11 protein-coding genes are annotated in these 12,671 nt (G+C 60.5%); 2 read left to right on the forward strand and 9 right to left on the reverse strand.

Annotated features, from left to right (window positions below):
- The first annotated feature begins 98 nt into the window (after window positions 1–98).
- Window positions 99–1,823 (forward strand): CocE/NonD family hydrolase, encoded by a 1,725-nt coding sequence (locus tag R6254_RS16790; protein WP_318408491.1) that lies wholly within the window; start codon window positions 99–101, stop codon window positions 1,821–1,823.
- Window positions 1,824–2,442: 619 nt separating this feature from the next.
- Here the strand turns inward: R6254_RS16790 and R6254_RS16795 are convergent.
- From R6254_RS16795 to R6254_RS16815, 5 genes are read right to left on the reverse strand one after another with little or no spacing between them, the layout of a single operon-like run.
- A complete protein-coding gene (locus R6254_RS16795; protein ID WP_318408493.1) occupies window positions 2,443–3,459 on the reverse strand; it encodes a fumarylacetoacetate hydrolase family protein in 1,017 nt (338 codons plus the stop codon).
- Window positions 3,456–4,007: a VOC family protein gene (locus R6254_RS16800; protein ID WP_318408494.1), complete on the reverse strand. Its 552-nt coding sequence runs from the start codon at window positions 4,005–4,007 to the stop codon at window positions 3,456–3,458. The genes R6254_RS16795 and R6254_RS16800 overlap by 4 nt, the downstream gene beginning before the upstream one ends.
- A 7-nt stretch (window positions 4,008–4,014) precedes the next feature.
- A complete protein-coding gene (locus R6254_RS16805) occupies window positions 4,015–4,992 on the reverse strand; it encodes a Bug family tripartite tricarboxylate transporter substrate binding protein (protein ID WP_318408496.1) in 978 nt (325 codons plus the stop codon).
- Between the two features lie 39 nt (window positions 4,993–5,031).
- Window positions 5,032–5,235, reverse strand: a complete 204-nt coding sequence (locus tag R6254_RS16810; protein ID WP_318408497.1) for a hypothetical protein — start codon at window positions 5,233–5,235, stop codon at window positions 5,032–5,034.
- Window positions 5,232–6,908: an FAD-dependent monooxygenase gene (locus tag R6254_RS16815; RefSeq protein WP_318408499.1), complete on the reverse strand. Its 1,677-nt coding sequence runs from the start codon at window positions 6,906–6,908 to the stop codon at window positions 5,232–5,234. Before R6254_RS16815 ends, R6254_RS16810 begins: the two co-directional genes overlap by 4 nt.
- 97 nt (window positions 6,909–7,005) lie before the next feature.
- On the opposite strand from R6254_RS16815, the gene R6254_RS16820 reads away from it, so the two are divergent.
- On the forward strand, window positions 7,006–7,845 hold the full coding sequence (locus R6254_RS16820; RefSeq protein ID WP_318408501.1) for a helix-turn-helix transcriptional regulator: 840 nt from the start codon (window positions 7,006–7,008) through the stop codon (window positions 7,843–7,845).
- Window positions 7,846–8,496: 651 nt separating this feature from the next.
- Here R6254_RS16820 and R6254_RS16825 read toward each other — a convergent pair.
- The 4 genes from R6254_RS16825 to R6254_RS16840 form a co-directional block, all read right to left on the reverse strand.
- Window positions 8,497–9,210 (reverse strand): TetR/AcrR family transcriptional regulator, encoded by a 714-nt coding sequence (locus R6254_RS16825; protein WP_318408502.1) that lies wholly within the window; start codon window positions 9,208–9,210, stop codon window positions 8,497–8,499.
- A 96-nt stretch (window positions 9,211–9,306) separates the two neighbouring features.
- A complete protein-coding gene (locus R6254_RS16830) occupies window positions 9,307–10,458 on the reverse strand; it encodes an acyl-CoA dehydrogenase family protein (protein WP_318408504.1) in 1,152 nt (383 codons plus the stop codon).
- 43 nt (window positions 10,459–10,501) lie between these two features.
- Window positions 10,502–11,290, reverse strand: a complete 789-nt coding sequence (locus R6254_RS16835; protein WP_318408506.1) for an ABC transporter ATP-binding protein — start codon at window positions 11,288–11,290, stop codon at window positions 10,502–10,504.
- Window positions 11,291–11,353: 63 nt separating this feature from the next.
- On the reverse strand, window positions 11,354–12,610 hold the full coding sequence (locus tag R6254_RS16840; RefSeq protein WP_318408507.1) for an ABC transporter substrate-binding protein: 1,257 nt from the start codon (window positions 12,608–12,610) through the stop codon (window positions 11,354–11,356).
- Between the last annotated feature and the right edge of the window lie 61 nt (window positions 12,611–12,671).

Below are 12,671 nucleotides of genomic sequence, written 5' to 3' on the forward strand. Positions count from 1 at the left end.
ATGTAAACGGGAAAGCGTGGACGATTCCCCCCAGTGAATATTGCAAGGGACGACCTGCACGCTGGAAGGTTGGTGCTCCGTCCTCACGCTACCTGACCATGCAAGATGGCTGCAAGCTTGCGTTGGACGTTTATTTTCCCGAAGGCAACGGCGTAGATGTTCCCCCGGCTTCTGTCCCTGTAATTGCCGTCATGACACCTTACTACAGGCGTTTCAAGGTGACCGCGTCAGGGGCTGAGCCGGCGCCCAATATTGCCATCTACAGGGACTTCTTTGTTCCACGTGGGTACGCGCTGGTAGTACTGGACGTGCGCGGAAGTGGCGCTAGTTTTGGTCGGCGTGATGCTTTCCGTTCGCCCAAAGAACGTGGAGACTATCTCGCCCTGGCGCAGTGGATTGCCTCGCAGCCGTGGTGTAACGGTGCCATCGGAGCTACCGGCATCTCTTACCTTGGCGCTGCCTCATGCTTTCTAGGCAGTACGGGGCATCCGGCTGTCAAGGCCATTGCCCCCCTGTTTGCCGTCTCTGATACCTACAGCGATCACGTGTTTCCCGGCGGGATCATGTGCAAAGCGGTGACATCTAACTATGACGATCTCATCCGGGCACTGGACTGGGATTTGAGAGACGAACTCAAGGCCTACGCCTATTTCAGCGACCCGCGCTACGCTGGCCCGGCATCGGTGGACGACGATCCGCAAGGATCGCTGTTGTCTGAGGCCATTGAAGAGCACAAGGACAATTTCATACTGCGGGACATGGCGCCCGAGATGTCTTTCCGTGAAGAAGGATGCCTGCATGACCCCGAACTTCACAGTGGCGCCTGCAGCCCCTACTGGTACTTGAAGGAAGTAGCGGGCAAGGTGGCGGTGTATTCCGTTTCCGGCTGGTACGACGGCAGCGCGTTTGTGCAGGGCTCCATCTCCCGCTTCCTGACGCTGAGGGGCAAGAACGATCGCTTGTTGCTCGGTCCATGGGACCATGGTGCGCGAGCCAACGGTTCTCCCTGGCGCTCACCGTCAGGCAGTGCGCCGGAGTTCTCCATTCTTTCCGAAGTTCTGCGATTTTTTGACCACCACCTCGCGGGACTCAACACCGGCCTGGAGGCAGAGCAGCCCGTGCATTACTTCAGCACGCATGCGGAGGCGTGGCGCAATGCGCCTGAGTGGCCTCCTGCGGCATCGCCGAAGTTCTGGTATCTGCAGGATCAAAAGTTGCTTCCAGAGCGACCGGCGTCCGAGGAGTCGGTCAGCTTTCAGACCAAATTCACTGTATCCAGCGGGTGCCATACGCGTTTTGAGCGGCTATCGGCGCAGCCTATCGTGCAGTATTACCAAGACTGGCCTGAGCACGAAGCGCGAATGACGTCCTTCATCTCCGATCCCTTGCAAACCGATGTCGAGTTGGCGGGGCATGTCTTGCTGGAGTTGACTCTCAGTAGCAGCGAGAGCGACGGCGCGATTTTTGCCTATCTCTCGGAAGTCGACGTGGACGGCCGGCTGATTTACATCAACGAAGGGTGTCTGCGCCTGGCACACCGCAAAGTCAGTGAAGCGCCAGACAACTACCAGACTGCGTGGCCCTTTCGAGACTACTCGCGCAACAACGCACAACGCATGACCCCATCTGTGATGGAGACTATTCAGATCCCCATGCTGCCCATCGGCTGGAAACTGTCCGCAGGAAGCCGCCTCAAACTCTCGTTGTCCGGCGCCGATGCGCAGCATTTTCAGCAAGTCCCTCATGGCAGACCGCCGTTGTACACACTACAGCTTGGGGGCGTGAAAGGCTGCAGGCTGCAGTTGCCTGTGGTGGAGCGCTAGGTCAGCAGGCGCCACAAGAACCACGTTCAGATCGGGCGGGGAGGGTCATTGCATCAGCCTCGCGCCCCCCATCGAAATGGCAACACACATTTATAAAGTCATAAACAACGTCACTGGTCTTTCCTCGGAACTGCATCATAAAAGTTGGAGGAACTCGCTCTCTTTCGTTCTCCTGAAAGAGGCGCCGACAGGCATCAGATACGGGCTCACACCACACCGCGCAACAATGTCCGTCGGACAGGTTGTAGACGTAGCCAATCGTTTTCTTGCTCGCGGCGCCGCTCTTCGCATGATTGCAGGAGAGCTGGGCACAAGAGACCGGGGCATACCCGATGCCCAAGGGAATGCGCGCACCCAGCGTTGAGCTTCGCTAGTGCGGCAACTGGCACGCCGTTCTTGTGAACGCACCGCTGGTCCATGACCCGGGCGACCCCGAGAGCGTAGGAAACACCCCGATTGATTTGCGTGTAGTGATTGGCGGCAGTGTTCTTGACCACATCGGTACAAAAACCGATATCGAAGGGGCCGCCGCTCGTCACACCAGACTGAGGCTGCGGGAAGCCGAGAGTCTCTTGTCCGTGGTGGACTCATGGTCCTTTCCAGTGCCCGCGGGCAGCAGTCAAGGTCGAGATAGTATCTCGACACGCTGATCGATGGATCCAAAAAGTAGGTCTCCCTGGCGCCCGACGGCCCGGATTTGTACCCGGTCGCCATGGCGCAGATAGGGCTGCAGCTGCTCCTCTGGCACACCAGCGAGTTGGGCGCGCACCCGCGCTTCGGTAATGCAGGCGCTGCCCGATGCCGGGTCCGCGTTACTGATGGTGCCGGCGCCGACGATGCTGCCCGCAACCAGGCTGCGGGTACGCGCCAGGTGCGCAATGATCTGCGCAAAGTTGAAGACCACTTCGCTGTTGGCGTGCGGCTCGCCAAAACGCTCGCCGTTAAGCTCGATGCGCACGGGCAGATCAAGCATGTTGTCTTTCCAGGCTGTGCCCAAAGCGGAAGGTGTGACAGCAATCGGCGCAAAACTCGTCGCGGGCTTGCTCTGGTAAAAGCCGAAGCCCTTGGCCAGCTCGCCAGGAATCAGCCCACGCAGCGATACGTCATTGAGCAACACCACCAGTGCGATGCAATCGGCGGCCTCCTTGACGGTGGTTCCCAGAGGCACATCGGTGGTGATCACGGCAATCTCTGCCTCCAGATCCACCAGGTGGGCCTCGTCGCCCGCGATGATGGGGTCGTGTGGGCCGATCATGACATCGGACCCGCCCTGGTACACCAGCGGTTCGTCCTCGTAGCGCGGCGGAATGGGCTCCTTGCGCCACTGGTAAATGAGGCGGGCATGGTTACGGTACACCGATGCGTCCGCCCATTGGTAGGCCCGGGGCAGTGGTGCCATGCATTGGCTCGCTTCGAATGGCAACCCTTCGCTCCAGCCACTGTCATCCAGCGCACGGCAACGACGTTCCAGCTCAGGAGCTTGCACGTCCCAGTTGTCGAGCAAGGCCTGCATGGTCTTCGCGGCGGGGCCGGCAGGCAGCCAGTATTGCCCGTCAGGGCTCACCAGCATCAGTTCGCCGTCGCGCGTGCCATTGCGGCGCGTTGCCAGGCGCAGATCCAGAAACGGTCTCGTCATGATGTCCTCTGCATAGTAGCTGTCGAAGCGGAACGCTTTTCGACCGTCCAGCCCGCAAGCGCCTCGTGCGCCTCCCGTGCAAAACCGTGCACGACGTCGGGCTCGGCCACTTCGACGGTCAGCTCCAGACGGAAGCCATTGGGGTCGAAGAAGTAGATGGATTCTATGTAGCCGTCATGGTCCGTGATACCGACCACCTCGATGCCATGGAATTCAAGCCGAGCCTTCATCGCGTTCAGATCGTCACGGCTCGCAACGCGCAATGCAATGTGGTTGACCCAGCTCGGGGTGTTGGGCGATGGCAGTGCGGCCACGTTGTCACCCAGATCGAAGAAGGCGATGCAGGAACCATCCCGCATGCGAAAGAAGATGTGCACATAGGGGCAATACTCCCCCGTGCTGGGCACATGGTCTTTCTTGATCACGTGCACCAGGGGCAGGCCCAGCAGGTCTTCGTAGAACTGCCGGGTCTGTTCGGCATCCCGGCAGCGCCAGGCGAAGTGGTGAAGGCCCTCGATGGGCCGGGTGTTTGTGGTGGCGGTGTTCATGGTTCCGTCAATCCAGGGATATCTGGTTGGCACGGATCACCTCACCCCAGCGCACGGATTCGGAACGGGCCAGCTTCTTGAATTCCTCCGGCGTTAGGCGCAGGGGCTCAAAGCCGAACTCCGTGAAACGTTTGAGCACCACGGGATCAGCCAGCGCTTTGTTCAGCTCCTGGTTCAATCGCGTCACCACGGGAGCGGGCATGCCTGCCGGCCCCAGCAGGCCCTGGAATGCAAAGACCTCCGCATTGGTGACCCCGACCTCTGCGAGCGTAGGCACGTCGGGTAACAACGCAGAGCGTGACTGCGATCCGATGGCCAGCGGCCTGACCTTGCCGCTCTTGATAATGGACAGACCCGAGGCCAGGTCCAGGAACATCACCGGCACTTGCCCCCCCATGATGTCCTGCATGGCCGGGGCCGCGCCCCGGTAAGGAATGTGCGTGATGAAGGTGCTGGTCCGGTTCTTGAACAACTCCATCGCCAGATGATGCGGAGAGCCATTGCCCACCGAGGCATAACTCACCTTCCCCGGATTGGCTTTGACGTACGCAAGAAATTCCTTATAATTTTTCGCGGGAAAACTGGGGTGCACCACCAGCGCGAGCGGGAACTTGCCGATGGCGCCGATGTACGAGAAGTCCTTCTCCGGACTAAAGGGCAACTTCTTAAACAGATGCTCGTTGAATGCCAGCACCGCGTTGTCGGCCGACATCACGGTGTAGCCATCAGGCTTGGCCCGGACGACCAGCTCGCCCCCAATATTGGTGGCAGCACCGGGTCGGTTGTCGATCACGATCTGCTGGCCCAGGGCCGCGCGCATGCTTTCAGCGAGCGTGCGTGCCAGGTTGTCGGTGCCGCCCCCTGCTGGGTAGGGCACCACCCACTTGATGATCTGGTCGGGGTACTGCCCTTGTGCCTGGACAAGGGGCGTAGACGCCAGCGCAGCGGCGGCGATGGCATGAATAAGAAAATGGCGGCGGCTCATGGGTTCTCCTAGGTTGGTCGTTGAGGTAATGCTGGCCGGTCAGCCAGCAGAAAGGGAAGGAATGGGCAACTCGTCCAAGGCCGCATCGATGGCATCCAGGCAACGCTGCTCGTCACCGACCTGCTCGAAAAGTAGCAGCGCCAGGCGCGCAAGGAACAGCGCCTCGCGCTCACGGCCGGCATCGGCGATGGCATTGCTGCAGCGGGCATAAATGCGGTCCTGAACCGCGGCTTCGTAAGTCATGGGCGTATCCTTTTCTCAGCGCCGCAGGCCAACGCAATGGCCGCCAGCACGGTGTCTGCAGAGGGTGAATGCCAGCGGCCGCAAACGTGCCCGTCCGGCCGGACGAGATAGACGACGTCCAGTGGAGCCCCCTGATAGGCATGGAGCCCTGCGGTAGTCGTACGGTCCGTCGTCACGACCACACCATGGCAGGGCAGGAAGGGCCAGTCCGGCGAAGCGACTGCCGCGGCGATGCCATCAAGGGCGGCGCAAGGGCCGAATGCCAGCGCGGTGAACGCGTGGCGCGCCAGCAAGTCGGTGAGGTGCACGCCATCACGGAGCAGCACATCCACCAGAGGCGCGCCCAGAGGCAAGCCCTCGACAACGTCACCATCATCGGATGAAAGTGGCGACTGTGCGTAGGTGATGGCATGGGTCTGGCGCGGATTGACCAGCCGCCCGATCCCCGTGTGGCGACCGGCCAGTGACAGGCATGCCTCCCGCATCAGCTCGAATCCCCGGTGAGGGGGTGACATGAACTCCGTGCTGCGCATGGCACTCTCGGCATTGATGTGAAAGGCTTGCACGCGCTCCGTGCTGTAACTGTCCAGCAGCTTATCGGTACCACGTCCTTGCAGGACGGCTGCCAGCTTCCAGATCAGGTTATCCGCATCGTCAAAGCCTGAGTTGAGCCCTCGCACCCCGAAGATGGGCATCGCATGGGCCGCATTGCCGGCAAAGAGGATGCGACCGTATCGATAGCTGTCCAGCGTCATTGCTCCCGCGCGGTAGACTGATGTCCAGACAGGGATCCACGGCAGGTGCCCCTCGCCAATCGCGTCCAGATGGGTCTGCACGAACTGCCGTATCTGCTCCGGCTGCAGCACTTGCGCAGAATCCAGGCCGGCAGCCAGCTGGTAGTCCACGCGCCAGATGTTGTCGGGCTGGCGATGCATCAGGATGGTGGTTCCACGCGCCCATGGTGGATCGAACCAGGCGCGGCGCTCCGCCGGGTGCTCGCTGGCCAGCTCAATGTCGACGATGGCATAACGCCCCTGGTAGCCGGTGCCCCGCAATTCGAGCCCCAGGCTGGTGCGCACGAAGCTCTGCCCCCCGTCACACGCAAGGACCCAGTCCGCATCCGTCTGGTAGGTGCCCAGGGTGTTCTCAATGCGCAGCGCCACCCCCGTGCTGCGCGGATTGCATTCCACCACCTTGCTTGCCCAGCGGATGTCGATCGTCCCGGGTGAATGCGCATTGGCGGCGTCAATCGCATCCAGAAGGTACTGCTCGATGTAGTACTGTTCCAGGTTGATCATCGGTGGGTACTTGTCGCTCACGCGCGAGGGCATGTCGAACACCAGTACCTCCTGTGTGCCATAGTAGCTGCGCCCCCGGGTCCACGGAAGCCCCTTGCGCATGAAGGAAGCCACGACACCGAGCCGCTCCACGATCTCCAGGCTGCGGCGCGAGATGCAGGCGGCTCGGCTGCCCTCGCAGACCGAGTCATCCGCCTCTATCACCACGCTGCGGATACCCCAGTTGGCCAGACCGAGTGCGGTGGCAAGCCCTACGGGCCCGCCGCCCACGATCACCACCGGGTGATGTTGAAGCTCGTGGCCCTCCTTGTCCATCGCCGGCAATGACGGCTGAAAATGCCGGTATTCGAAGGGTCCAATTTTCTCAAGTGGCATGCGCGCGTCCTACTGGAATTGAATTCTTTTGCATCCCATATTGTCTTGAGGCAATGCTGCGAAAATGTCCTAATAAATAAGGACGGAAATACCCTCAATGAAACTGCTCTCATTACCAAGGCAGATCCCATCATCGACGCTGATCCTGACCACAGGACTCCTGCAGGCCATTGGTGCGGACGACTTTGCCGGCGCGCTGCTGCGCGTGGTGGGTTCCGTTCTGCCGGTTAGCCATTGCACGGTCTTCGCGCTGCGCAGCAGCGGCCGGGTGGAGCGCGTATCCAGCGCCAGCGCCGTCGGAGAAGTGGCAACCCTCACGGCCCTGGAATACATGCGCCTGGGCTTCGACCAGCAGGACTCGAACATGGTGTGGCTGACCCGGTGCAAGCCCGCCAAAGAGTTGCAGTTGTGGATAGGGCACCAGTTGGCGAACGAGGTCGCCAACGAGAACTACCGCCGTGTTTGTTATGGCGAGCCGGGTATCCGCGAGCGCTTGTCGCTGCTAGCCGTCTTCCCTGATGGCTACCGCGTAGCCTTCAACCTGTATCGCAATTTTTCATATCCCGACTACGACACCGACGACTTCGACTGGCTGGGTCAGCAAGCCAGCCTGATCGCGATCGCCGTCATGCGCCATGTCGAGGTCACGCGACGCCCACTGGCCCAACACCCTCTGCACGAGCAGCTCATGACCAAGCTGTCAGGCCGGGAGCGACAGATCATCACCCACGTGCTCTCGGGCCTGACGACCAAAGAAGCAGCCCAGGAAATGGGCATTTCCACAACCACCGCCCTGACCTACCGGTACCGGGCCTTTCAGCATTTGGGCGTACGCAGTCATCGGGAGCTTATGGTGCTCTTGGGGGCCAGTGTTTCCCAGGCGGGGCGACGCAGAAGATCTGCTTCAACCATGGGGGACACGGCCACCACTTTCTAGCAGCACCTATTCCGAGCAATTAAAGTCGTAAACAGCCACGTAGCATCCATGCGGGTTTGCGACGTACCAAATCTACAACACGCCAAGTTAAAGTCGTAAACAGGATGAAAATCCTCTATTTAGATGCCGCATTCCACCCTGCCGAGCATTCCCTTTCTCGGTCTGCAGTGTTGCTGCCGATGCGAATTTGACCAAGGGTGCTGAAAATCATTGATCACCCATCAACCCAAGATGATCAAGGCTGATTGCGGGCTACAGGCCGAAGGCGCATGGTCAGTCAATGTCGGCACCCCTGGTCAAATTCGCATCGGCACCTACAACGCGGCTGGTTACGGCGCCAACAGTCGGTACTGCTGACATAGCCAGTCGCTGGAACCCGGAGACACTGCCCCTAGGGCGGAACCTCGGGCACAGTCGACCAATTAGCGGCTGTTCGTGCCGCCGAATTCACGCACCTAATCCTTTGCGGTCCCGCAGTGGTGCTGAAGCATCCCTATAGCGGGCGGATGCGACATAACCCAGACTGCGCCCTACCCGTAGGGCCCTCGGGATGAGGCTGCTCAGACGACGTTTCGCCACTGCCCATGGGCACATTTTCGGACGGTGGCAACGCCGGGCGGAGCCTCGTCCTCTCCCTTTTTCAAAGGCCCGTCATTGACCGCCAGTCGAATGGTTGGATGGAGACAGCCCCTGATTGGGACGAATACCATGCGCAAGGAAGCCGATGAAAATGTCGGCCACTTCGGCACTCCCAAGGCTGCCATCGATATGCAGCCATTGGGTAATAGAGCTGACAGCGCCCATGAACCAGAACACCGCTAACTTCACGTTGCACGGGGCAATGGAGCCATCCTGAACACCACCCTCAAGCACTTTACGCAGTTCCTGGTCGAATTTACGCCGCCGCAAAGTGATTTTTTTCTGATCCGCCTCAGACATGACGGTGAAATCCTGAAGGATCGCCGGCGCCCCCATTTCATCCGTCAGCAAGGAGATGTAGTTCTTCATGAATGCAGTGATGCGGCCATAACCAGTGCTTTCGGAGGCGATCGCGTCTTGCAGAACACGATCACCCAACTGCATGGCAAGCTCGTGGCATTCGTAGACCAGTTCCTGCTTATTCTTGAAATAGTAGTAAAGAGCAGGTTTGGTGACGTTGAGCGTTTTGGCGATCTCGTCCAGCGACACATTCTTGTAGCCATGGCGGCCAAACGCGCGCGAAGCTTCCGCAATGACGGCCTGCTTTTTGAGCTGGTACTGCTCATCCGCTCCGGTGACCGCATTGTTCCATTTCGCGCCCTTGCCCGACCGCTTTACGGGATCGCGCGGTCGCGACTTGGTTTTTGGATCAATTTGCGTGCTCATTAGTATTGTGTTCCTTGCGGACGTCCGCATCCTTGGCAGGGTCAAATGATATAGGACGGGCAACCCCGGCAGGCAGCCGACGAAAGCCCGATCCAATCAGCCGGCCAGAATGTTGCGAGCGATGATCAATTTCTGGATGTGGCTCGTGCCTTCGTAGATCTTGGTCAGGCGCACATCGCGGTAGTAGCGCTCGACCGGGAAGTCATTGACATACCCGTAGCCGCCATGGACTTGCAGCGCCGCGGAGCAAACCTTCTCCGCCATTTCGCTGGCATAGAGTTTGGCGATGGCAGCCTCCTTGACGGCTGGCAGCCCCGCATCCGTCAGGCGTGCGGCATACAGCATGTACTGGTGCGCCACCTCGACCTGCATGGCCATCTCAGCCAAGTCGAAACTGACAGCCTGCAGTTCAGTTAGGGGTTTTCCATAGGCCTCGCGTTCCTTGGCGTAGCGAATAGCCGCTTCCAGCGCCGCACGGGCCACGCCGATGGATAGCGCTGCAATGGCGATGCGCCCATCGGACAGCAGCGACAAGGCTTTACCGTACCCGCGCCCTTCTTCGCCAATCATGTTCTGGGCGGGCACGCGCATGTTGTCCAGCTGAATCTGGGCCGTGTGGGCCGTGTGCTGGCCCATCTTGTTTTCGATACGCAAGCACTGGTAGCCGGGCTCTGCGGGGTCCGCGATGAACAGGCTGAAGCGGTTGCGCGCGCCGGGCTCTGCCGTCGCGGCCACGATGAGCGCAAAGCCCGCTTCGCTGCCATTGGAGATCCATTGCTTGCTGCCATTGATCACATACGCATCGCCGTCGCGCTTGGCGGTGGTGCGGATGGCGGAGGTGTCCGAACCCGCATGGGGCTCGGACAACAAAAAGGCGCCAATGCGCTTGGCACTGACCAGATCGGGCAGATAGCGCGCCATTTGCGCTTCGGTGCCGAAGCTGTGCAACACGTGCGCAGAGGAATTGTGGACGTGCATGATGGTGGCAAAACCACCGTCGGCCGCGGCGAACTCTTCAATCACCAGGCAGTACTCCACAAAGGACAGCCCTGAGCCGCCGTGCGCTTGCGGTGCCAGCATGCCCATGAAGCCGACGTCGGCAACGGCCTTGATTTCTGCGTGCGGCCAGGCGCTCGTGCGGTCCCGCTCGGCCGCCGTGCTGCCCACCACTTCGGTCGCGACGCGGCGGGCCGATTCCCGAATAATGACCTCTTGCTCACTCAGCAATGCATTGGAAACGATGCTCATAAATTCTTTCTTGAAAATTGGGAAAGCGATGGACCGAACGCGGTCAACCCAGCCAGCGCTTGCGGCGGCGGTAATGTTTCATCTCGCGAAAGCTCTTGCGCTCCCCGTCGACCGTCAGGCCGAGGTAGAACTCCCGCACGTCCTCGTTGGTCTTTAGGCTGCTGGAGGGGCCCTCCAACACGATCCGCCCGCTCTCCATCACGTAGCCATAGTCGGCCAGGTCCAGCGCGACGCGGGTGTTTTGCTCCACGATCAGCAGCGTCAGGCCGCTGGTCTTAAGCTCACTCAGCAGGCCATAGACCTCGTCCACCATCAGCGGGGCCAGGCCCAGCGAGGGTTCGTCAATCATCACCAGCTTGGGCCTGGCCATCAGGGCCCGGCCAATCACCAGCAATTGCTGCTCGCCGCCGGACAGGTAGCCCGCCGTGCGGTTGCGCAAGGCCGCCAGGCGCTTGATGCGGCCATACACCTCGTCCAGCATCTCCTTGGCGTCACGGGCACTGCCCAAGTGGCCGCCCACGACCAGGTTCTGCTCCACCGTCATGTGGCGCAAAACCTTGCGACCCTCCATGACGTGCACCAGCCCCTTGCGAACGACCTCAGGGGGGTTGGCGCCGGTGATGTCCGCGCCGTCAAACGCAATACTGCCAGCCGTCACACGACCGTCTTCGGTCTTGACCAGGTTGGAGATGGCCTTGAGTGTGGTGCTTTTGCCGGCGCCATTGGCGCCCAGCAAGGTCACGCACTGCCCGGTGGGCACCTTGGCGGTAATGCCCTTGACGGCAAGAATGACGTCGCTGTAGAGGACTTCAACGTTGTTCAGTTCAAGCACGGATGGCTCCAAATGATGAGGTGGCTTGGGCCTCAGTTGCCCGAAACCCAAGCCGGTTTGCAATTACCACTTGTTCAGTACAGGAACCGGCACGTTGTGGTCGACAAATTTGTACTTGCCTTTTTCGATGGTGCCGATATTGACGGCAAGGCCCTCGATCGGGAACGGTGCTTCATTGCTGAACTTGACGTTGGGCAATATGCCGAAGCTGCGCTCGGTCGGCAGCGGCGTGGACAACAAGGCGGTGCGGACCGCTTCGCCCGTCACGCCGCCAGCGCCCTTGACCTTGACGGCCTGCTCCACGGCACGCACCGCGATGATCGCCTGGCTCATGCCCATGATGCAGTTCGAGGTGTACTCGGCTTGCACCTTGTATTGGGTGCGCAGTTTGTCGAAGAATGCCCGTGCTGGCGTTGCGTCTTCCGCGGGCATGGCCATGCCGTAGACCTCGTAGTTGCCATCCATCTGGCTCAGGTCACCCAGCGCCTTGCCCGACGACTGCAAGCCGTTGTGGGCGCTCACCACGATGGGGATATTGGGCTTGCCTAGACTCTGCAGAGCACGGCGCGTCGCCACCACCGATGCCGTGTTGGTGTACACCTGCAGCACCGTCGCGCCCTTGCGCAGCAAGCGGTTGACCTGCTGGGTCAAGTCGGTCGGTTGGGCTTCGGTGTAGATCGTTTCGACCACTTCGAGGATCTTGGGGTTGTCCTTGGCGAACTTCTCGACGCCCTTGTGGATGTCCACGTAGGCTGGGGACACTTCCGACGAAATCACACCGATCTTGAGGGGCCCGGTGGAGCCCGACTTCTTCTGCATCCACGCAAAGAAGGCAGCCGCTTCGTGCGGATAGGTTGCACGGGCATTGAACACCCAGTTGTCACTCTTCCACGCGAAGCCATAGCCCGCTGTGCCTAGGATCAGAGGCACCTTGTCATTGGGCAGGCGCTGCTGCAGCGCATTGGTGTCCACACCGCCCACACCCAAAATGACCACCGGGTTGAGTTCCGACTTGATCCCTGGCCACAGGCTGGCCACCTGGGCCACGTCGTAGCGGGTGTCGAACTCTTTGATCCGCAGTGCCACACCAAGGGACTTGCCCACCTCTTCGCTCCACCAGTCGAGCACCGCGCGACGGCAGCCGGTCACATCCTTCATGATATTGGCGTAGGGGCCGGTAAAGTCTGCCAGGCCTGCCACGTTGTACGTGGTGACCTGTTGCGCCTGTGCCGTGCCACCCACGCACAGGGCCGCTGCCATCAGGGCACCGCATCGCGCCAATTTGGACAGTACCTTCAAGCTTGCTTGCTTCGTTTTCATATCAGTCTCCTATGTAGTAACGCTTTGCAACGAATCAGCCATCCCCCAGCGCACAGGGCGG

This window comes from Polaromonas potterensis (assembly GCF_033446725.1).
Classification (GTDB): domain Bacteria; phylum Pseudomonadota; class Gammaproteobacteria; order Burkholderiales; family Burkholderiaceae_C; genus Polaromonas.